We start from the raw sequence: 21,257 nt of genomic DNA on the forward strand, positions 1-21,257 counted from the left end.
ATGAGAAATGTATTGATTGGAGGCCTGTGCGCCTCGCTGATCCTGGGCCTGAGTGCCTGTAATGATGAGGCCAACAGCAAGGCACCGGAAACGGGCAAGACGGCCACGGCACAAGCCGTCACCAAAGTCTTGGGATCAGGCATCGAATTTGCCAACTTCGATAAGTCGGTACGCCCACAGGATAACTTCTACGACTATGTTAACGGTACCTGGCTCAAGCAAACCGAAATCCCGGCCGATCGCACCAGCGTCGGCGCCTTCTATGATCTGCGTGAAAAATCCCGTGACGATGTCAAAGCCATCATAGAAGAAGTTGCGGCAACGGCCAATCTCAAGCCAGGCACAGATGAACAGAAAGTCGCAGATCTGTATCGCTCCTTCATGGACACAGACACACTCAACAAACTTGGGGTGTCGCCTCTGGTCAAGGAAGTCGACGCCATCCGGGCCATAGCCTCTAAAGACGATTTGGTGACTTATTTCGCCAAGAGCCAAGTCATAGGCGGCGGCACCCCAATGGCATTCTACATAGATGTCGATGCCAAAGACTCCAGCCGTTACGCTACCCATATCTGGCAATATGGCCTGAGCCTGCCGGAAAAAGACTATTACTTCAACGATGCAGAACGCTTCGTCAATATACGCAAGGCCTTCGTCGAACATATCGCCAAGATGTTCACCCTGGCAGGCTTCGCCGCCCCGCAAGAAAGTGCCGAGAAGATCATGGCGCTGGAAACCGCTATCGCGGCCCAACACTGGGATGTCGTCGAAAGCCGTGACAGCACCAAGACCTACAACAAATACCAGGTTAAAGATCTGCCCACCCTGGCACCTGATATCAACTGGAACGCCTACCTGACTGCCCTGGGGGCCGACAAGCAAGGCGACATCATAATCAACCAGCCGAGCTATATCGAAGGTCTGGGCAAGTTAGTCAAAGACACAGACCTGCCGACATGGAAGACTTACATGCAGTGGCAACTGCTGACTCACTTCGCCGGTCAACTGAACGATGCCTTGGATAATGAAAACTTTGCGTTCTTTGCCAAGACACTCAACGGCCAACAAGAACAGGAGCCACGCTGGAAACGCGGCGTCGCCACGGTCAACAATCTGCTGGGCGAAGTGGTAGGTAAGGTGTACGTCAAACGTCACTTCACTCCGGAAGCCAAGGACAGAATGGAACAACTGGTGGAGAATTTACGTGGCGCTTACGGTGACAGCATACAAGAACTCTCTTGGATGAGTGCCGATACCAAGGTCGCCGCTAAAGACAAGTTAGCCAAGTTCAATCCCAAGATAGGCTATCCCAACAAGTGGGAAGATTACAGCAAGCTGACCATAGCGGCTGACGATCTGATCGGCAATGCGATGCGCGCCAGCCAGGTAGAACACCAGAGAGATCTGGAAAAACTGGGCGCCCAGATCGACAGAGATGAATGGCACATGACCCCACAAACGGTCAACGCCTACTACAATCCCACCATGAACGAGATAGTGTTCCCGGCCGCCATACTGCAACCGCCCTTCTTCAACATGCAAGCCGATGATGCGGTCAACTATGGCGGCATAGGCGCTGTTATAGGTCATGAGATGGGCCACGGCTTCGACGATCAGGGTGCCAAGTTCGATGGCGAAGGCAACATGCGTGACTGGTGGACAGAGCAAGATCTGAAAGAGTTCTCTGACCGCGGCACTGCGCTCATCGCCCAATACGATGGCTATCAGGTATTTGATGATCTGCACGTCAACGGCGGCCTGACGCTGGGCGAAAACATAGGCGATCTGTCCGGTGTGACTATCGCTTATCGCGCCTACAAGAAATCATTGAATGGCAAGGAGGCTCCGGTTATCGACGGCCTGACAGGCGATCAGCGGTTCTTCATCGGCTTCACCCAGATTTGGCGTGCCAAGATCAAAGAAGAATCACTGCGTAACCGCGTGGCGACCGATCCCCATTCACCAGCCGAGTTCCGGGCACTGGGCGCCCTGTCCAACATGCCGCAGTTTTACACCACCTTCGGTGTGAAGTCTGGTGATGCCATGTATGTCGCACCGGAAAAACGCGTCAAGATCTGGTAATCAGACGCGACATAGCCCACAACAGGCGCCCGAGGGCGCCTGTTTTTTTCCTCAACTCCACTACCTCCCAGATGAAGAAAACTTAATTTCAGATTCAGCCTGGATTAAGTCGAGCCAGTATAACTTGGTACCACAGCCACCCAAGGTGAGGCGTCCATGACTAAGTTATTCCGCACTTCCTTTATTTTCCTGCTCCTGCTATCGAGCCGAGCCAGTTTAGCCAATCCACTCGCGCTGGAAGCTCCATTTCAGGAAGAGCAGAGCAAATACAGCCTCAAAGGGTTTCCGGGGAACAACCATCTCGGCCTCAGTGCCCTGCCAACCGCAAGCTACCTTCCCCTGAGGCAGAACAGTAATGACTTGGACACCCTGTATGCTCAGGCCTTCGCAGCCCAGATAGAGCTGGCAGAGCTGCTCCAGCCGATTGCCGAGCAGACCCGGGTTCAGGTGCAGCTCCCCCAGATAAAGAGTTATCGGAGAGCCCATCAAAAAGTGCAGCTCAAGTTTGCCGGTGATGCGGGTAAAATCACAGATCTCAGCCGTGCCAGCCTGATAGCGGACACTATCCATGACCTGATGTCGGCCTACAAGGCCTTGAACCAGCGCATGCAAATAGTGCAATTGAAGAACCGCTTCGCCGCCCCCAAGGCGTCGGGCTATCGCGACTTGAACTTGCTGGTGAAACTGCCCAGGAGCGGCATGATCGCCGAGGTACAATTACACCTCAGGGACATAGCGGCAATAAAAAATGGCGCTGAGCATCGAGTGTATGAGCAGGTGCAGGCGCTGGAGGCGACGGCTATCGAACAACAACGGCCCTTGAGTGAATTCGAATTGGCGCAGATAGCCCGCCTGCGACAGGCATCCCATAAGCTGTACCACAAGGCTTGGCTTAGCTATAAGCGCCAGGATGAGGCCATGGCTTCCCACGGGCGGTTGGCCTACGGCTAACTCAGGCTTGTCTGAGTTTGCAGACAAGCTATACTCCTGCACCATACGCCATTCATCCGTGGAAAAAACATGCACGATATCATAGAGCGGTTACAGGAATTGAGTGAAACTGTGCCTGTGCCACTCGAATTGCCCAGTTTCGAGCAACTGGTTGAGGTCGAAGAACAAATTCTCATCCCGCTGCCACGGGATCTGAAAGAGTATCTGCTCTACGCCAGCGATGTCATCTATGGTGCGATAGAGCCTGTCACAGCCGCAGATCCCCACTCCCACACCTACCTGCCGGAAGTCACTTGTTATGCCTGGTCCATAGGCATGCCCAGAGAGATGATCGCCATCTGCCAGCAAGGAGACAGCTTCTATTGCATAGATCAGGAAGGCCAAATCCATCACTGGCAAAATGGCGATTTCGATGAGGAATACTGGGAATCCCTCTGGCATTGGATTCAGGATGTCTGGCTCAAGGGGCGGGCTTGACGCCTGCTGTTATTTAACTTTTGTGGAACTATTATGTCTAAAAATACCGGCCTTAACGCCATAGAAATGCAGTATCTGCGTCATTCCCTGAGCCTGAGCCAGGCCCAGGTTGCCGATCTCACCAAACTAACTGAAGCCGAAGTCAGCGCCTGGGAAACCGGGGAGCAGGAAGCCCCTGGATTGGCGCAGAAGAAGCTCTTGGACCTGGATGACACCATAGAGATGCAGGTACTCAACACCACGGATGGCATAGAAGAGCTATTCAAGAAAGAACCCAAGCGCCGGCTGGCGTTTGTGGTCTACCCGACCCAGGCGCTGTACAACCAATATAACCCAGAGTTCTTGAGCTCACTGCCACTGACTGAGTTGTATAACACCGCGGCCTGGCGCATCAAGAAGGAGTGCAAGCTGGTGCTGGAGGTCGATGTCAGCTTAGTGGCATTGGATGTCGAGTCTTACAAGGCCTTCCGCGAACAACAAGGCCTGAGTGAAAGCCGCGAAAGCCGTGCCAAGTGGGCGGCCACCCAACTTTAGCCTAGCTCCGAGTAGAATGGCTGGATAGACCATAAGCCGCTCCAGCCGCTCTTCATGAATTAACCGGCCAATAGCTTAACTGCTAGGCTTTGGTTTTTTCCAAGGCGCTATGCAACGCCTGGCGCTGCTGCAGCTTGTCTCTGTAGGCCGCCAATTGCGGGGGAATTGTCTGTTCGAACAGGGTCGCCCACATTAGGGTGTGAGCCAATAGGATATCGGCGACAGTCAATTTGTCACCGAACAAGAATCCCGTCCTGGCGAAGTCACTGCTTGCCAACCAAGTTTCGGCTATGGCCGCCGCCTTATCGAATTCCCATTTTGCCACCCCAAACATGGTCTCCAGTCGCAGCTCTTCCGGCAGCGCGAACCTATGCTTACCTATGCTCCACAGGGGCTGTTCCAGCTCTGTGATGATGAAACTGACCCAACGGTGATGCAGTCCGGCCGCATGGCTGCCCGGCTGGGGTAAAAATTGCCCCTCGCCATAGCGCTCCGCCAGATATTGCATTATGGCCGCCGACTCAGTGAGCACCAGCTCGTCATCCACCAGCACGGGCACCTTGCCACAAGGGTTCAGTGCCAGAAACTCCGGCGAGCGCTGCTGCATATCGACCCGCTGAAACTGCCAGTCCAGTGCCATTTCTTCCAATAACCAGGACACGCGCAATGCCCGGCTGCGTTGGGTTCCGTATAAGGTGATCATAATGTGACTCCGAGTCTAAGTGAACAATGACATAGCCTAACCAAACATTAAAAAAAGACTGCATCAGTGATACAGTCTTTTATTTTCAATTAAAGTTCAACAACAAACTGACTTAGAAGTTTACCGTTAACTTGGAGTAGATATAACGGCCCATAGGGTTATGGACAGAGATCACATAACCATAGAGATCGGTATCACCATCACCGATGGCAAACGGCGGCTCTTCATCAAATACGTTGTTCACACCCAAGGTCAACTTGACAGTGTCGCTGAAGCGGTACGAACCCGACATATCCACCAGCACTTGGGAATCAACCATACGTGACTTGTTGTCTTCGAAGTCCAGTGTGCCATCGAAATCTATGTCAGGGGTATCTTCAAACTCGCCTATGTAACTGATGTTCAGGTTAGCGGAGAAGTCATCCATCTGCCAGTTGGTGGTTGCCAGCCAGCGGTGCTGTGGAAACTTATACTCACCGGTATAGTCGAGATGATCTTTCTCGAAGCTATACAGATAGCTCCACTCCAGGCCGAACTTGAGATCACCATAGTTGTCCAGCTCCAGTCCATAGTGGGCAGAGATATCCGCACCTTGCACTTCTTGCGAGCTCAGGTTGATGAAACTTGAGTGGATAACATCGATTGGTCCCAGAGTCTGACCCGGCTGAGGCGCTAAGCGCTCACAGATAGTGCTGTTCTGATCGTTACAGTTGGCGTCATAAATAGCGCCCAGTGGCTGCTTGTCGATCTTGTTGTCCTGAGTGATGCTGAAGATATCTAAACCCATGTCAAGCTTATGGGTCGGTGCCCAAATAATGCCCACGTTCCAGGTCTCGGATTCTTCGGCATCCAGCTCCGAATTACCGGCAAATTCTGTGTTGTAATCCAATGCTTCGCAATCAACCCCATCGGCAGCGCAGCGATAGTTATCCTTAAAGAAGCTGCTCTCCTGTGAGGGGCCCAGGCCAATCTGCGCCAGAGACGGGGCACGGAAACCTGTGGACCAGGAACCGCGAGCCGTCAACTCATCCATGATGCCCCACTGGAAGGCAATCTTGGGGTTGGTGGTGGAGCCGAAGTCGCTGTAATGGTCATAACGGCCCGCCAGCTGCAGCTCGAAGTCATCCGTCACGGGAATGGAAAACTCGACGTAGGCGGCATATTGATCACGATCAGCCGCGGCGGATACTGCTTCGGTACCGAAGATCAGTCCGCGCTGGAACTGATCGTCCGGGATGTCGCTGACATCCTCTTCGCGATATTCTGCCCCGGCTGCCATCATGATAGAGCGATCACCCAAGGTGAAGGCCTCACCCGTGATGCTGGCATCATAGGACGTCAGGTGGGATACCCCTTGACGCACCAGACTGGTGGTGATGCGATCTATGACATCCTGCGAGTTCATGGTGCCGCCGAAGGGGTTGTAGTTGCCTGCATCTATCTCGGCCTGCAGGAAGTCTGTCCTGACCCAACCCTGGTTGCGATCGCCTGTCTGCAGAGATTCGCTGCGGCCCTTCTGGAAAGAGGCTTCCCAATCCCAGTCCTTGATGGTGCCACGCAGACCGGCAACCACACGCGTGGTATCAGACTCTATGTCCCAGCGACGAGCGCCCGCATCTACGGTACGGAAACGGCCTATTTTTATATCCTTGCCGAAGGGGTTATTCGGATGACTGGCAGGCACTGTCAGTCCGGCACCTTCATCCAGAGGCGTAGGTGCCCCCCCTGCTTTGGAGGTATTGTGCTGCGCCGCCACTTCGAGGAAGGCAGTCAACTCGTCAGTAAAATTATATTCGAACTGACCTATGGCGCCGACACGCTCGGCGCTGGGAACAACCAAGTTATAAGGGCCGTAATCGAATACACAGACTTCATCATCTATGTTTTGAGCATCCGGGCACGATGGATCGACGGTCTGCACTCCATCAACATAGAAATACCCAGGAAAACCACGGGATGAACGGAAGTCTTCACCGCCGTAGGGGCTCTGATCTGCGGTGCCGAAGCGCCCTAAATCAGTCGCGGCCAGGGTGTCGTTCTTGAAATAATCGAGAATAATTGAGGCGCTGCCCTTGTCGGACTTGGTGCCCCACACCAGGTTGGCGGTTTGTTCATCATAACCTGTGCCGCTCGCCTTGCCATAGCCAAGGTTCACCTCGATCCCCTCAATATCTTTCTTGAGGACGATGTTCACTACCCCGGCGATAGCATCAGAACCATAGATGGCCGAGGCGCCGTCTTTGAGTATGTCGATGCGTTCGATGGCAGACACTGGAATGTTGTTGATGTCGACGAAGGAGTTAGTGATGCCTTCGGCGAATGAACTGACGGAGGCGCGCCTGCCATTGATCAATACCAGAGTAGCATCTGGCCCCAAACCCCGAAGACTGATAGAGGCGGCACCGTTGGCGGTCGAGTCCTGGCTATTGCCCCGGGTCGAAAAGGCGCCGGCACCGTTGGCCGGCATGCGTTCCAACAGTTGCTGCAGATTGTCGAAACCCATGTTGGCTATGTCGTCTTTGTTGATCGACTGCACAGGTGAAGGGCCTTCGAGATCGGTACGCTTGATGCGAGAGCCTGTCACTTCGATGCGTTCAACTTTCTCTTCGGCAGCGAACACAGTAGGAGCCAAGGCCATTGAGATTGCCAGCGCGCAGGCGGATGCCTGCCAATTTTGAGGTCTTTTCATATTCATCCCTATACTCAGTAATTATTATTTTATCCAGTGACTCACAAGAATCACATTCAAGCAACAAACACTCATACAAAATAGTAGTTTAATTAACAAAGTCAATGCCTTTATCGGAACGGAAAACGGTTAACCATTGGTTATCGCGAAGTAAGTACGGCGGCGACAGTGGTTACTCAGCACAATGTGAGGGGGCAATAATCGGCAACTAAGGCATTGAAATATGCTGTGCGCCCATGGTGGGCAGGCCAGTAAAGAACCTGGCTTAGCTAAGCAGAGCCCCTTGTCCGTTATCCCGTCCGCCCGGAGAAGGCAAACAGAGTCCTATAAACAAAATTGCATAAACAGAGTTTGATCCTGCCCTGAATAAGGCAGATCCGAGTTCTGCTAACTAAATTAAGCTGTTACCCTGATGGAGTGTTTAGCGGATCAGATAGTGGCAAGCACGCATTCGGGCCATGATGCCTAACAAAGTAACAACCCTGGACTCAACACCTATGATGGATATCACCGACAAGCTGCCTGGCACCGGGCGTTACCGGCAAGCATTACCGCAACTGTTACAGGCCATGGGCCCGGGGATATTGATGGCGGCCGCCGCCATAGGCGCTTCGCACCTGGTGGCATCCACCCGCGCAGGCGCCGAATTTGGCTGGCAGCTCGCCTGGGTGATACTGGCGGTTAATCTGTTGAAGTATCCGTTTTTTGCCGCAGGGGCACGCTATACCTCTGCCACGGGAGAAAGCCTGCTGCATGGCTACCTGAAACAAGGCAGAGCCTATCTCGGCCTGTTCACCTGCCTCAACGCCATCGCCGCCGTCGCCAGCACCGCCGGGGTCTGCATGCTCACCGCCGCCATGCTGACCCAGTTCGTGCCACTGCCGATAGAGCTGCTTGCCTTATTGGTGTTGCTGAGTTCCCTGTTACTCCTGTTATTGGGTCACTACCGGGTGTTGGATAAGCTGTCGAAACTCATCATGCTGACCTTGACACTCACCACACTGATCGCCGTCGCCTTGGCCTGGAAAGTCGCCAGCCCTGTCCCGCCAGGATTTGTATCCCAGTCTCCCTGGCAATGGGTCCATGTGGGTTTTCTGGTGGCCATGATGGGCTGGATGCCGGCACCGATCGAAGTCAGCAGCTGGAATTCCCTGTGGCTATTGGAAAAACAAAAGATGCAGCGGGTGAGCAAGGCTCAGGCATTGCTGGACTTCAATCTGGGCTACCTGGTCACCGCCCTGCTGGCACTGGTATTTCTTGCGCTGGGCGCCCTGGTGATGCATACCAGTGGCGAACACTTCTCGGCCTCGGGCGCGCAATTTGCCAACCAGCTCATTCAGCTCTACAGCCAGGTCATGGGCAGTAACAGTCGTTATTTGATTGGCGCCGTGGCGTTTCTATGTATCTTCAGCACCACAGTGACAGTGATCGACGGCTATAGCCGCACCCTGAATATGGGCTGGCAGCTGCTGAGAAAAGCGCCCGAGTCCGGCGGTCGCCTGAATCTCATCATGCTCGGCATCTGCGCTCTCGGGCTCATGTTGATCTTGTTCTTCAAAGGAGCTCTGCTGCCACTGCTCGAATTGGTGATGACGCTGGCATTCCTGACGACAAGCGTATTTGCCTGGCTGAACTATCGGCTGATGACGGGTCCATCGATCGCCAAGGAACATAGATATGGCTTAAAAATGAAACTGTTATCTTATGTTGGCTTGGGCTATCTTTTTGGTTTTTCCGCCCTGTTCATCTATTGGAAACTGTTCATGCAATGAAACGGCTAAGCTGCTCTTCCCCGAAGCCATGCAGGCTTTCGGCAACTTACAGGCGAGGACATGGAGCGGGTTTTCGGTATTCACGAGCGAATACCCCAGGCATGGCGCCAAGTATTGCTCCCGACCTCGGAAGCAATTGAGTTATAATGCCGCTTCAACCTATTAAGCGCAGCCGCGCCAAGAGAAAACCATGACTAACAATGATATATTGCGCCGTTTGCGCTTCGTGTTCGATTTCAGCAATGCCAAGATGATCAAGATATTTGCCAAGGCCGGACGGGAAGTCGCTGTGGACGACCTGATTAACCTGCTGCGAAAAGAAGAGGAAGAAGGTTACCAGGCCTGTAACGACACCACATTATGTCAATTTCTCGATGGTTTGATCATAGACAAGCGTGGCCTGAAACCCGGAGCAGAAATTCCCAAGCCTGTGTCACGCCTGAATAACAACATGACCTTCAAGAAGCTCAGGGTGGCACTGGAACTGCGCGAAGAAGACATCATCTCGACCCTGGCGCTGGCCGATGTGCAGATGTCCAAGTCCGAACTCAGTGCCCTGTTCCGCAATCCAGAGCATAAAAACTTCAAGGAATGCGGCGATCAGATACTGCGCAATTTCATCAAGGGACTCTCCTTGAAACACAGGGGCGTCTAGTCTCCGCTACCGAGCATGAATGACGCGGCCAATGAGCCGCGTTTTTTATCCCCCAATAACTCAGTTTTCAAACACCTGTTCATCATTTCGACTAAAAAAAAACCGCAATTCCAGCGCCTTGGGGGCAACAAATAAACAGGTTTCATGTTAATCTTAGCCGACTCACAGCAACCATTTCCTCAACATCAGCATTCAACCAAAGGTTACCTATGGACGATAATAAACGCCCCCTGTATCTTCCTTTTGCCGGGCCTGCGATTCTTGAAGCCCCATTGATCAACAAGGGCAGCGCTTTCACCGAAGAAGAACGCATTTTTTTTAATCTCGAAGGCCTGGTGCCTTACGTCATCGAGACCATAGAAGAGCAGGCGTCACGCGCCTATGATCAATTCAAGAGTTTCAACAACGACCTGGATAAACACATCTATCTGCGCAACATCCAGGATACCAACGAAACCTTATTCTATCGCCTGGTGCATAACCACATCACCGAGATGATGCCCATCATCTATACCCCGACCGTCGGCCTGGCCTGTGAGCGTTTCTCGAAAAATTATCGCCGTAACCGCGGCCTGTTCGTCTCCTATCCGAACAAAGACAGGATAGATGACATACTCAACAACTCCACCCGCCACAAGGTCAAGATCATAGTAGTGACCGACGGTGAGCGCATTCTGGGACTCGGAGACCAAGGCATAGGCGGCATGGGGATCCCCATAGGCAAGCTCTCCCTCTACACCAGCTGCGGCGGCATCAGCCCGGCCTATACCTTGCCCATCACCCTGGACGTAGGCACGGACAACCCGCAACTATTGGAAGATCCCATGTATATGGGCTGGCGTCATCCGCGCATCGGCGGCGAAGAGTATGCCGACTTCATCGAGGCCTTCATGCAGGCAGTGCATCGTCGCTGGCCCGAAGCCTTGATCCAGTTCGAAGACTTCGCTCAGAAGAATGCCATGCCTATCCTGGAACGCTACAAGGACAAGTATTGCTGCTTCAACGACGACATCCAGGGCACGGCTGCCGTTACCGTCGGCTCTCTGCTGGCCGCCTGTAAGGCCGCCAAGACTCGGCTCAGCGCCCAGCGTATCGTCTTCCTCGGCGCCGGCAGCGCAGGTTGCGGCATAGCCGAAGCCATAGTGGCGCAGATGGTATCCGAAGGCATCAGCGACCAGCAGGCACGCCAACAGGTGTTCATGGTCGATCGTTGGGGACTGTTGCAGGACAACATGCCTAACCTGCTACCATTCCAGCGTAAACTGGCTCAGAAGTGTGCCGACTTGAGCAACTGGAGCAATCCGGGCGAAAACATCTCGCTACTGGACGTAGTCAACAACGGCAAACCAACCGTATTGATCGGCGTCTCTGGGGCTCCGGGACTCTTCACCGAAGAGATCATCCGTGCCATGCATAGCCATTGTCCGCGGCCGATTGTCTTCCCGCTGTCGAACCCCACCAGCAGGGTCGAAGCCACCCCGAAAGACATACTGCACTGGACTTCGGGCCAGGCCTTGGTTGCTACCGGCAGTCCGTTCGAACCTGTGGTAGTCGAAGATGAAACCTTCGAAATTGCCCAGTGCAACAACAGCTTCATCTTCCCAGGCATAGGTCTGGGGGTGCTGGCCTCAGGTGCCAAACACGTGTCCGATGAAATGTTGATGGCATCGAGCCGCGCCTTGGCCGAATGCTCACCACTGGCCATCGACGGTCAAGGGCCGCTGCTGCCTAACCTGGAAGACATACATACGGTCAGCAAGCATATCGCCTTCGCCGTCGGCAAGGTGGCTATCGAGCAGGGCCTGGCACTGGCCACCAGTGACGAACTCTTGTTACAGGCCATAGAAGACAACTTCTGGAACCCTGAGTACCGCCGCTACAAGCGCACCTCTTTCTAAGCAGCCTTTTTTCTAAGCTGCCCAGCGCCGCCAAGAAAAGCAACAGCCCGGTATTTGCTCGCAAATGCCGGGCTGTTTATTTCCTGCCGAAGCCGGTTCGGCTTAACTCGGGGCTCAGGGCGCCATGACCTGCTTGAAGCTGTTAAGCATGGATCTGTCGGTACGGGCCTTCTTCAACTTGCGCAGGCTCTCTTTCAGCGACTGTTCGGCCAGGCGACCGAACACACCATTGTATTCCTTCTCATCCATCGCTTCTTCCGTTTCGGCCTGATCCGCTATCTCCTGTGCCACCCGGCTCAACTGCAGCCAGGCATTGGCGATATAGAAGCCATGAAAGGCGGCCTTCTCCATTAAGCCCCTGGCACTGGCAGGCAGGGCATCCCAGGCCTTGCCAAAAGCCATGGCCCTGTCTTCGAGTAACTCATTGAACAGCCCTTGATAGGCCTCGGCCAGGCTCTCGGGTAACTGAGCCATGGGCAAGACCTTGTTGGCCACATTAAATGCGACCTGCTCGGCAGTGTCACGATAAGATGCTGAGACTTCACTCATAAATACACTCTGCTCACTCATAGGGTTTATGGTTAGAAACGACCGCTCACATAGAGGCCATAGGTGCCATTGCCGGCGATGGGGGTCAGATTAATCCCCTTATAAGGCTGGGTAAAATACCAGCCGGCCAGGGTACCGATGGCGGCACCGGCCAAGACATCTTCGAGATAATGTTGATCGCTGGCCACCCTGGTGTAACCGACATAAGCCGCGCCTATGTAGGCGGGTAGACCATATTGCCAGCCATACCTTTGTTGTATGAAGCTGGCGGCCATGAAGCTATCGGCCGCATGCCCGGAAGGAAAGGAGTCATCACCACTGGCATCTGGCCTTTGCTTGTCGATGGCATATTTCAATCCCTCGACCACTATTCTGCTACTGACGGCGGCCTTGGAAAACTGCCAGGTCCCCTCATGGCCATCTTCGTAGACCAAGGTCGTGCCCAGTGCCGCCGCAGGGAGCAACAGATGCAGCACATCGCCCGAGGTTTCCAAGTCTCCAGCCTGGGCCAGGCCACAAGCACCCAACAAGGTTAGCCCCAATAAAATGCCTTTCAATTTTAACTCCGTTAACACAGGTAAAAGAAAGCGCTTGTTATACTCTCATCCCCTGGCTAATGCAAAACCCCGCAAAACCCTCCCCAAAAGCAAACGACAACCAAAATCCAAACAATTGGTAACAATTGATAACAATTGGCGTTGGGATTAGATACAATCCCGGCGTCATTCCTGCGGATGGCTAACCTTAATCGCTCATGAGTGTCAGACAACGGACATAGAACTTGAAGAACCCCCTGAGTACCTTGGCTCTCTCATTCTTACTGGGATCTTGCCTCTGGGTGCACTTTCCGCTGCAGGCGGCAGACCCAACGCCAACGGCCGATGACATCTTTGCCCTGCTGGAAAGCGGCGCCCCCATAGCCAATGCGCAGGCCAAGGCTGAGCTGGGGAAATTACGGCAACTGCTTGCCGGCGATGATGAAGCCGCCATGCTGAGACTGACCAAACTTGAGTGCTGGGCCCATGACCAAGACTCGGCCAGCGAAATAGATGCTGCCATAGACTTCGCCGATGCCCACCTGGCAATGGCCCGGATACAGTCTCACCCCAACACTTGGATAGATATACTCCTGTGCAAATCCTGGTATTCACAGCAGAAGGGATTAATAGCACAGGCCGGTCAGGGATACGATAAGGCTCTGGCCGCGGCCCAAGACGCGAATGACCCCAGACTGCTCGCCGACGCCCATAACCTGCGCGGCAACATGAAATCCTTTCAGGGTGACTTTGCCCTGGCACTGGACGATCTGATCGCCGCCCAGCATCTGTATGACCAGCTGGGGCTCGACTACTGGGGTCAGTACAATCTCAACGATCTGGCGACCGCCTACCGCCGTCTGGGGGATTATCCTCTGGCGATCAAGTATTACCTGCAGTTGGAACAGAGCTATGAGGCCAGGGGTGACAAAAATAATGTCATCTCAACCAACACGGATATTGCCTTGGCGCTGGAGGAGTCCGGCGATTATGAGCAGGCACTGGGGCGTTACCTGCAGAGTTATCACTATTGGCAAGGGGAGCAGAAGACAGTCCTTGCCGCCCAAGTTGCCGCCTACATAGGCAACAGCTTGCTCAAACTGGACAGGGTCGATGCAGCGCTCGGCTATCTGAATCAGGCACAGCAACAACTCCCGGCCGAAGCTCAGGCTACCCGTAGTTTTCTGAACCTGTTTCTCGCCGAAGCCAGTTTCAAACAAGGCCAACCGGATCAGGCACTCGACTACCTGAACCGGGCAGAAGCGGCATTCGACGCCATCCACAATGTCCGCGGCCTGAGTCAGCTCTATGCGCTCAAGAGCCGGGTTCATGGCGCTAAACAGGATTGGCAACAAGCCTTCGCGGCGTTAGAGCAATATGTCGCAGTGCATAGGGATCTGGACGCCAAACTGCAGGCGATACACACCACAGAAATGCGCACCCGCTTCGACAGCGAACGCATGGAGACGGAAAACCACAGGTTGCAGGAAAATCAACGCCTGAAAGAACACGAGCTGAAAATACTGGAGCAAAATAAAATGCTCCAGCGAGCCGTGATCTCACTCTCGGCGATCATTTTGGGGATAGTCTCGCTCTTCGCCTTTCGCCAGGTACGCAGATCCCGTAACCTGGAAACCTTGGCCCACACGGATCACCTGACTCAGCTGCCAAACCGGCGTCATAGCTATGCCACAGGGCAACGGGAACTGACACTCGCCCAGTCGCAACGGACGCCCCTGGCGGTGATCCTCTTCGATGCCGATCATTTCAAGCAGATCAATGACGGCTTCGGACATGAGATAGGCGACAAGGCACTGGTGACTCTGGCCAACATCAGCACCCGCCTGATGCGCAAGCAAGATCTGGTCGGCCGGGTCGGAGGCGAAGAGTTTCTGGTGATACTGCCGGACACTTCCCTGGCACAGGCCGAGGCCATAGCCAGACGCCTGGTCGACACTGTCGCCAGGGAACAAAGCCAGGAGCTCCCCTCGAGCCTGACGCTGACGGTGAGTGCCGGGGTCGCCGCCCTGACCCAGGAGCGGGAATTCGGCGCCCTGCTGAAACGCGCCGATCGTGCCCTGTACCAGGCAAAATCCTCTGGCCGTAATTGTGTCAGGCAGGCGTCCTAATGCCTGCAAAGCCCCTGTCCACACCCGAGTTAAAACTGGTATCATTGGCGGGTCACCTTTTAGTCATGACCCCAACCTATGCCCAATACCAATCTTAATTCCGTCAGCACATGTGCTCCTCTCGACTCGCTCGACAAGCGCCAGTTGGGGCGACTCGCCTTGCAGATCAAGGAATGGGGCAAGGCCCTGGGTTTCGCCCAGGTCGGGATCTGCGATACGGATTTAACCTCGCAGGAACCCAAGTTACAGGCCTGGCTGGATGCAGGTTACCATGGCGAAATGGGCTACATGGCCAACCACGGCATGATGCGGGCCCGTCCTCAGGAACTGCATCCAGGTACCCTGAGAGTCATCTCGGTACGCATGGACTATCTGCCCCCAGAGGCAGGCTTTGCCACTAACCTGAGCGATCCCAATCTGGGCTATATCTCACGCTACGCCGGGGGACGTGACTACCATAAACTCATACGTAATCGCTTGAAAAAGCTCGGTGACCAGATCAGCGCCGAACTTCAATCCCTGGGATTCAGCCAGGCCAACTCCCGGCCCTTCGTCGACTCGGCGCCCATCTTGGAGCGACCGCTGGCGCAGAAGGCCGGCATAGGCTGGACCGGCAAGCACTCGCTGATCCTCAACCAAAATGCCGGCAGCTGGTTCTTCCTCGGCGAGCTGCTCATAGACCTGGCTCTGCCCGTGGATCTGCCGATCGAAGAAGGCTGCAACACCTGCGTCGCCTGCATCAAGGCCTGCCCGACCGGTGCCATAGTCGCCCCCTATGTCGTCGATGGGAGACGCTGTATCTCCTACCTGACGATAGAGCTGGCGGGCAGCATTCCGGAAGAGTTCCGCACCCTGATGGGAAACCGCATCTATGGCTGCGACGACTGTCAGCTAATCTGCCCGGTAAACACTCAGGCTCCACTGACCCAGGAAGCGGATTTTCATATTCGTAACCCACTGCAACAGCCCGAACTGCTGAGCCTGTTTGGCTGGAGCGAAGCCGAATTCCTGAAACTGACCGAAGGCAGTGCCATACGTCGCATAGGCCACAAACGTTGGCTGCGTAACCTGGCCGTTGCCCTGGGCAATGCCCCCGCCGCCCCGGCTATCCTGGCCGCCCTCGAGGCCAGGCGCAGTGATGCAGAAGTCGATGATATGGTGCGCGAACATATAGACTGGGCCATGCGCCAACAGCTAGCCAAACAACAAGCTGCCAAACAGAATACCGCCTCCAGCACTCAAGCCCCGAGCGGCACGCGCAAGACGGAGAGGTTGATCCGCAGCATCAGGAAAGGCTTGCCAAGAGACGCCTGAGATCTGCAGGCACTCACGATTCGGCTCAGTTCTCCCCAGGCTTAATCTGAGCCATGGCAAAATAAACAATGGTTACAAGAGTAAGCAAGGTGGCAGAACAATTGGCTTAATCGCCAGCCGGCTCCAGGGTGAAGCCCACCTTCAGCGTCACCTGCCAATGGGCTATGACCCCCGCCTCGAGCTGTCCCCGGGTTTCGACCACTTCAAACCAACGCAAGTGATGCAGAGTCTGGCTCGCCGTCGCTATGGCATTGTTGACTGCCTCGTCCGAGCTCACTGGCGATGAACCGACCAATTCTATGACTTTATATGTATGACTCATGTGCCTACCCTTCAATGCTCGCAAAAAGATAAGCTCAGTATAGTCACTGTCGGCCGCGCCAAGGGGGAACATGGACAAAAGCCATGGAAAACCAATCGCAAAACAGGGAAGACATGCATGTCTCCCCTGTTGGCTTCTCCCTTGACTCATGAACGGCTAAGCCATTGGTGCAATTAGCCCAACTTGCGCCGCAGCTCCCTGGTCGCCTGCACCATGTTATTCAATGCCGGCTCGACTTCTTCCCAGGTGCGGGTCTTCAGGCCACAGTCAGGATTCACCCACAGTTGACGCAGGGGGATCTTGGCCGCCGCCTTCTCGAGCAGTTGTACCATTGCCTCGACGGTCGGGATATTGGGCGAATGTATGTCATACACCCCAGGACCTATCTCGTTGGGATACTCGAAATCTTCGAAGGCGTTGAGCAGTTCCATCCGCGATCTGGAGGTTTCTATGGTGATCACATCCGCATCCATGGCGGCTATGGCGCCTATGGTATCGTTGAACTCGCTGTAACACATGTGAGTGTGAATTTGCGTTTCATCCGTCACCCCGGCGGCGCTCAGCTTGAAGGCATTGACGGCCCAATCCAGATAATGCTGCCACTGGCTCTGTTTCAACGGCAGGCCTTCGCGAAAGGCCGGCTCATCTATCTGTATTATGCCTATGCCGGCCTCCTGCAGATCTTGCACCTCATCACGAATAGCCAGCGCCAGTTGGGTCGCTATGGCGTCGCGGCTGATGTCTTCGCGGGCAAAAGCCCAATGCAATATAGTCACGGGGCCTGTGAGCATGCCCTTGACCGGCTTATCCGTCAGACTCTGGGCGAATACCGCCCAGTCGACAGTCATGGCCTTGGGACGACTCACATCACCATAGATGAGTGGAGGCTTGACGCAGCGGGAGCCATAACTCTGCACCCAGCCATGCTTGGTGAAACCCACGCCTTCGAGCTGTTCACCGAAATACTCCACCATGTCGTTGCGTTCGGCTTCGCCATGCACCAGCACATCTATGCCCAGTTTCAGCTGACGCGCTATGGTGTCACGGGTCACTTGCTGTAATTGCTCCGTATAGGCGGCATCTGTCAATTCATGCTTGCGCCAACGGCTGCGCAGTCCGCGGATCGCCGGGGTCTGGGGGAAAGAGCCGATAGTCGTAGTCGGCAGCAGCGGCAGACGATACTTCTGCTGTTGTTTCTGTTGACGCACGCCGAAGTCGCTGTCGCGCTCATAATCTGCCGCCGTTAGGGCAGCGACTCTGGCCTGCACCTCGTGATCTGCGGCGCTGGCCTTGGCGGCGCGGCGTGCGACACAGGTTTCGATGATGGTCCGGGCAGAGGCCGATGCCGGGTGTTTCAGCAACTCGCGCAACTGCCCCAGCTCGCCGAGCTTCTGTCTGGCGAACGCCAGTTGCTGTTTCAGCTCAGGGGCCAGGTGCGTCTCCACCTCGAGATCCACTGGACTATGCAACAGGGAGCAGGAAGTGCCGAGCCACAGACGCTCGCCCAGACTCGCCGCCAGCGGGCTCAGCTTTTCCGCCAACAGATCCAACTCGGCCGCCCAGACGTTGCGGCCATTGATCACCCCCAGAGACAGCACCTGCTCCGGCGCCAAGGCGTCGACGAAAACCGCCAGCTGTTCGGGCGCTGTCACCAGATCCAGATGCAAGCCGGCAACAGGCAAGGCAGATACCAGAGGCTGATGATGGGCTATGCTGCCATAGTAACTGGCCAGCAGGAGTTTCACCTTGGCCGCCTTGAGCAGCTCATAGGCAGGAGAAAATGCCGCCTGCCATTCGTTATCCAATTCCAGCGCCAACACAGGCTCATCCAGCTGCACCCACTCGACCCCCAGCAAGGCGAAACGCTGCAAGATTTCAGCATAGGCGGCCACCAGCCTGGGCAATAGGCTCAGCTTGTCGAAGTCCTGCCCCACAGTCTTGGATAGATAGAGGAAAGACACGGGTCCGAGCAAGACGGGTTTAGCCTGGTGCCCCAGAGCCTGGACTTCGGCAACTTCATCGAACAGCTGTTCGTAGGCGACATTGAAGTCTTGCTCGGCATTCAATTCGGGCACCAGATAGTGATAGTTGGTGTTGAAATACTTGGTCATCTCGGAGGCGGCGGCATCCTTACCGCTCGGAGCCCGGCCGCGGGCGACCCTGAACAAGGTATCCAGATCGATTGCGCCTTCGCCTCTATGGCGTTCGGGGATCGCATTCAAAGTGGCGCTCAGGGTCAATACCTGATCGTAGAAGGCAAAATCGCCCACGGGTAACAGGGTTATGCCGGCATCTGCCTGCCACTGCCAATGGGTATGACGCAGCTCACTGGCGACCGCCTTCAACTCCGCCTGGGTGATTTCACCACGCCAATATTTTTCCAGGGCGAATTTCAGTTCGCGTCGACGGCCAATACGGGGAAAGCCAAGACTATTCAGTTGCATACTAGTTACCTCTTGATGATGAGAGCGGTTAACCGCTGCGACGCCGTTAAGGATAAAACCCATCCAGGCATCTGGACGTCTAGAAGTTTATTGTGTTAGTCTCTGGACAGGCAACCGAATTGATTTCAAGGGAAACATGAACGAGATTCATGTGGGGATATGATGATAGAGCTAAGACACCTACGCACTCTGATGGCACTCAAAGAAAGTGGCAGCCTGGCCGCTGCGGCGAAGAAACGCTTCGTGACCCAGTCGGCACTGTCCCATCAGATAAAGGAACTGGAAACCCGGATAAACTCGCCTATCTTCGTGCGCAAGAGCAAGCCGCTCTCCTTCACCCTCGAAGGCTCCAGGCTATTGCATCTGGCGGAAGAAATTCTCCCCCTGGTGTTGGAGACGGAAACGGATCTTAAGAAGGGACTGGATGCCGATGCCAACCGCTTGCGGGTCGGCATCGAATGTCATAGTTGCTTTCGTTGGTTGATGCCTGTGATGGAGCAATTCAGTGAAGCCTATCCCCAAGCCGAACTGGACCTGTCCAGTCGCCACCTGTTCGACTCCCTCAACGCGTTGGACATGGGGGAGCTGGACATAGTGCTGACCTCGGATCCTGTGCCCGGCCATGCCTTGGCCTATCAACATTTATTCGATTTCGAAGTTAAACTCCTGGTTGCCAAAGATCACCCGCTGGCAAGGGAAACCCATGTGGTACCGCAGCAGCTGGCGAGGTTGCCGCTCATCAGCTATCCGGTACCTCTGGCCCGATTGGATATTTACCGGCACTTTCTCGAACCCGCAGGGGTCGAGGCCGGCGAACAGAAAAGCTGCGATCTGACCATGATGTTGCTGCAGCGTGTCGCCTGTAAGGACGGGGTGGCGGCCTTGCCCAACTGGTCCATCAATGAAGCCCATGGCTTGAGCCTCGCGTCAGTCAAGCTGGGACAGGAAGGCCTGAAACGACCACTGTTCGGCGCCTATCGCCGCAACAGCAGCAACGCCAGGCTGATACAGCGCTGGCTGGAGTTGGTCGCAGGCGAAGGGCTGCAACATCAGCTCAAGCAGTCGAACTAACGCCCCTGGCTGAAAATAGCATCGGACATAAACAAAAACGCCTGCAAGTTGCAGGCATTTTTGTTGTCAGCCACAGGGTCATGACAAGGCGCTTAACAACAAGCCCTGTTTGGCCAACACCTTCCTGAGGACCAGCCCTGGCGAGTTAACCTCATGGGTCTGCCTGAGGTTATGGGCAATCATAAATTCCTGTCGCAGATCTTTATCGAGATCCAACCCTTCCAAGGCGTCCAGGGTAAGGCTCTTCTGATTGTTATCTATCAAAGACTTAATCAAACTGATTGGCAGCGACTGTTCGGACTCGGCATTGAGATAGGCGAAGGCCGTCAGGCTGACAATTTGTCCAAAGACACTGAACAGCGCCAGGGTATGCACTTCGTCGGCATCGACGCCGGCAATCTTCAGCTCTACCAGGCTGTCGACGGCACTGGTCGCGATATTCTCGGTCAGATCCCAGTAACCCGACACCAGTTTCTTGTAGGGTTGAGGCAACTCATCCAAACGTTCCTTCAGATAAAAGGTGAAGGCATAACGATAGACATTAACCTGACCCAGGCGGATCAAGGCATCCTTTAGGGTCCGGGACTTAGCCAACAGCGAACCGGCATTGAGCGCCGTGTTACTGCGCCACAGCAGATGCGCCGCCAAGGCAGGATCGCTCCCGACTATGTCGACTATGTTGCGTATGTCACCTTCGGCTATGATGGCCTTCTTCAGCGGCATCAAGATGTCGCGGCGGCCCAACACTTGCTCTTCGTTGGCAATGATTGCCTTAACTTGAGTAAAGACTTGCAGCTCAAGATCTGTCATGGGACCTGTTAAACCTATTTATTGGTTATTGTTCTTGGTAAGACACCCTTTCTACGATCAAGAATTTACCCATAAAACCGCCTCTCAGGTCAAGCCTTTGGCCACAGTATGGTGAGATAAGTTAACATTTCCCTGAAACCGGAGCCGAATGTATCGCCAAGCGGGCCTGAGCCCAACGCTCTCACTGGCCCTCACACTGGCCCTCTCACTAGCCATAGATATTTGGGTAACAGGCTTTAATCGGGGAACAAAAAAAGCCGGACCCGAGTCCGGCTTTGCAACAGGTTCGGCTAATACCGAACCACACTAACGCCAACCCCA

At 54.7% G+C, this 21,257-nt stretch carries 17 protein-coding genes; 10 read left to right on the plus strand and 7 right to left on the minus strand.

The genetic code is table 11. The features are described from left to right. The 4 genes from HC757_RS14715 to HC757_RS14730 all read left to right on the plus strand — a co-directional run bounded on the left by HC757_RS14715 (window position 1) and on the right by HC757_RS14730 (window position 4,044). Window positions 1-2,082, plus strand: a complete 2,082-nt coding sequence (locus HC757_RS14715) for a M13 family metallopeptidase (protein WP_169565140.1) — start codon at window positions 1-3, stop codon at window positions 2,080-2,082. 156 nt (window positions 2,083-2,238) lie between these two features. Then, complete coding sequence (locus HC757_RS14720; RefSeq protein ID WP_169565141.1) at window positions 2,239-3,033, plus strand: RelA/SpoT domain-containing protein; 795 nt, start codon at window positions 2,239-2,241, stop codon at window positions 3,031-3,033. A 69-nt stretch (window positions 3,034-3,102) separates the two neighbouring features. Next, window positions 3,103-3,510: an SMI1/KNR4 family protein gene (locus HC757_RS14725; RefSeq protein WP_169565142.1), complete on the plus strand. Its 408-nt coding sequence runs from the start codon at window positions 3,103-3,105 to the stop codon at window positions 3,508-3,510. Window positions 3,511-3,543: 33 nt separating this feature from the next. Further along, window positions 3,544-4,044 (plus strand): DUF4447 family protein, encoded by a 501-nt coding sequence (locus tag HC757_RS14730; RefSeq protein ID WP_169565143.1) that lies wholly within the window; start codon window positions 3,544-3,546, stop codon window positions 4,042-4,044. A gap of 82 nt (window positions 4,045-4,126) precedes the next feature. Here the strand turns inward: HC757_RS14730 and HC757_RS14735 are convergent, their stop codons facing one another. Beyond that, complete coding sequence (locus HC757_RS14735; RefSeq protein ID WP_169565144.1) at window positions 4,127-4,747, minus strand: glutathione S-transferase family protein; 621 nt, start codon at window positions 4,745-4,747, stop codon at window positions 4,127-4,129. 112 nt (window positions 4,748-4,859) lie between these two features. Further along, the gene (locus tag HC757_RS14740) at window positions 4,860-7,436 is read right to left on the minus strand and encodes a TonB-dependent receptor plug domain-containing protein (protein WP_169565145.1); all 2,577 of its coding nucleotides are present in this window, start codon (window positions 7,434-7,436) and stop codon (window positions 4,860-4,862) included. 500 nt (window positions 7,437-7,936) lie between these two features. On the opposite strand from HC757_RS14740, the gene HC757_RS14745 reads away from it, so the two are divergent. The 3 genes from HC757_RS14745 (at window position 7,937) to HC757_RS14755 (ending at window position 11,761) form a co-directional block, all read left to right on the plus strand. Continuing rightward, a complete protein-coding gene (locus HC757_RS14745; protein ID WP_169565218.1) occupies window positions 7,937-9,208 on the plus strand; it encodes an Nramp family divalent metal transporter in 1,272 nt (423 codons plus the stop codon). A 190-nt stretch (window positions 9,209-9,398) separates the two neighbouring features. Further along, window positions 9,399-9,863: a YehS family protein gene (locus tag HC757_RS14750; protein WP_169565146.1), complete on the plus strand. Its 465-nt coding sequence runs from the start codon at window positions 9,399-9,401 to the stop codon at window positions 9,861-9,863. Window positions 9,864-10,072: 209 nt separating this feature from the next. Continuing rightward, window positions 10,073-11,761 (plus strand): NAD-dependent malic enzyme, encoded by a 1,689-nt coding sequence (locus HC757_RS14755; protein ID WP_169565147.1) that lies wholly within the window; start codon window positions 10,073-10,075, stop codon window positions 11,759-11,761. Window positions 11,762-11,875: 114 nt separating this feature from the next. On the opposite strand, the gene HC757_RS14760 is transcribed toward HC757_RS14755, so the two are convergent. Next, a complete protein-coding gene (locus HC757_RS14760; RefSeq protein WP_169565148.1) occupies window positions 11,876-12,310 on the minus strand; it encodes a DUF3069 domain-containing protein in 435 nt (144 codons plus the stop codon). Between the two features lie 32 nt (window positions 12,311-12,342). Continuing rightward, entirely contained in the window at window positions 12,343-12,858 is a 516-nt protein-coding gene (locus HC757_RS14765) for a phosphatase PAP2 family protein (protein ID WP_169565219.1), read from the minus strand. 233 nt (window positions 12,859-13,091) lie between these two features. Here HC757_RS14765 and HC757_RS14770 point away from each other — a divergent pair, with 233 nt between their 5' ends. Both HC757_RS14770 and queG read left to right on the plus strand, forming a co-directional pair. Continuing rightward, window positions 13,092-14,975, plus strand: coding sequence for a diguanylate cyclase (locus HC757_RS14770; protein ID WP_169565149.1), 1,884 nt, complete (start codon window positions 13,092-13,094; stop codon window positions 14,973-14,975). Between the two features lie 78 nt (window positions 14,976-15,053). Continuing rightward, on the plus strand, window positions 15,054-16,289 hold the full coding sequence (queG, locus tag HC757_RS14775) for a tRNA epoxyqueuosine(34) reductase QueG (protein ID WP_169565150.1): 1,236 nt from the start codon (window positions 15,054-15,056) through the stop codon (window positions 16,287-16,289). Between the two features lie 106 nt (window positions 16,290-16,395). On the opposite strand, the gene HC757_RS14780 is transcribed toward queG, so the two are convergent. Continuing rightward, the gene (locus HC757_RS14780) at window positions 16,396-16,611 is read right to left on the minus strand and encodes a dodecin (protein ID WP_169565151.1); all 216 of its coding nucleotides are present in this window, start codon (window positions 16,609-16,611) and stop codon (window positions 16,396-16,398) included. Window positions 16,612-16,784: 173 nt separating this feature from the next. After that, entirely contained in the window at window positions 16,785-19,055 is a 2,271-nt protein-coding gene (gene metE / locus HC757_RS14785; protein WP_169565152.1) for a 5-methyltetrahydropteroyltriglutamate--homocysteine S-methyltransferase, read from the minus strand. Between the two features lie 162 nt (window positions 19,056-19,217). Between metE and HC757_RS14790 the strand changes: the two genes are divergently transcribed. After that, window positions 19,218-20,126, plus strand: coding sequence for a LysR family transcriptional regulator (locus tag HC757_RS14790; RefSeq protein WP_169565220.1), 909 nt, complete (start codon window positions 19,218-19,220; stop codon window positions 20,124-20,126). Window positions 20,127-20,204: 78 nt separating this feature from the next. Here the strand turns inward: HC757_RS14790 and HC757_RS14795 are convergent, their stop codons facing one another. Continuing rightward, window positions 20,205-20,936 carry an HDOD domain-containing protein gene (locus tag HC757_RS14795; protein ID WP_169565153.1) on the minus strand — a complete coding sequence of 244 codons (732 nt, stop codon included), beginning with the start codon at window positions 20,934-20,936 and terminating at the stop codon, window positions 20,205-20,207. Window positions 20,937-21,257 lie beyond the last annotated feature (321 nt).

The sequence above is a fragment of the Shewanella salipaludis genome, from assembly GCF_012911865.1.
Classification (GTDB): domain Bacteria; phylum Pseudomonadota; class Gammaproteobacteria; order Enterobacterales; family Shewanellaceae; genus Shewanella; species Shewanella salipaludis.

Coding starts and splice junctions, on each gene's coding strand:
- HC757_RS14715 (WP_169565140.1), top strand. CDS start 1: ATGAGAAATGTATTGATTGGAGGCCTGTGCGCCTCGCTGATCCTGGGC.
- HC757_RS14720 (WP_169565141.1), top strand. CDS start 2,239: ATGACTAAGTTATTCCGCACTTCCTTTATTTTCCTGCTCCTGCTATCG.
- HC757_RS14725 (WP_169565142.1), top strand. CDS start 3,103: ATGCACGATATCATAGAGCGGTTACAGGAATTGAGTGAAACTGTGCCT.
- HC757_RS14730 (WP_169565143.1), top strand. CDS start 3,544: ATGTCTAAAAATACCGGCCTTAACGCCATAGAAATGCAGTATCTGCGT.
- HC757_RS14735 (WP_169565144.1), bottom strand. CDS start 4,747: ATGATCACCTTATACGGAACCCAACGCAGCCGGGCATTGCGCGTGTCC.
- HC757_RS14740 (WP_169565145.1), bottom strand. CDS start 7,436: ATGAAAAGACCTCAAAATTGGCAGGCATCCGCCTGCGCGCTGGCAATC.
- HC757_RS14745 (WP_169565218.1), top strand. CDS start 7,937: ATGGATATCACCGACAAGCTGCCTGGCACCGGGCGTTACCGGCAAGCA.
- HC757_RS14750 (WP_169565146.1), top strand. CDS start 9,399: ATGACTAACAATGATATATTGCGCCGTTTGCGCTTCGTGTTCGATTTC.
- HC757_RS14755 (WP_169565147.1), top strand. CDS start 10,073: ATGGACGATAATAAACGCCCCCTGTATCTTCCTTTTGCCGGGCCTGCG.
- HC757_RS14760 (WP_169565148.1), bottom strand. CDS start 12,310: ATGAGTGAAGTCTCAGCATCTTATCGTGACACTGCCGAGCAGGTCGCA.
- queG (WP_169565150.1), top strand. CDS start 15,054: ATGCCCAATACCAATCTTAATTCCGTCAGCACATGTGCTCCTCTCGAC.
- HC757_RS14780 (WP_169565151.1), bottom strand. CDS start 16,611: ATGAGTCATACATATAAAGTCATAGAATTGGTCGGTTCATCGCCAGTG.
- metE (WP_169565152.1), bottom strand. CDS start 19,055: ATGCAACTGAATAGTCTTGGCTTTCCCCGTATTGGCCGTCGACGCGAA.
- HC757_RS14790 (WP_169565220.1), top strand. CDS start 19,218: ATGATAGAGCTAAGACACCTACGCACTCTGATGGCACTCAAAGAAAGT.
- HC757_RS14795 (WP_169565153.1), bottom strand. CDS start 20,936: ATGACAGATCTTGAGCTGCAAGTCTTTACTCAAGTTAAGGCAATCATT.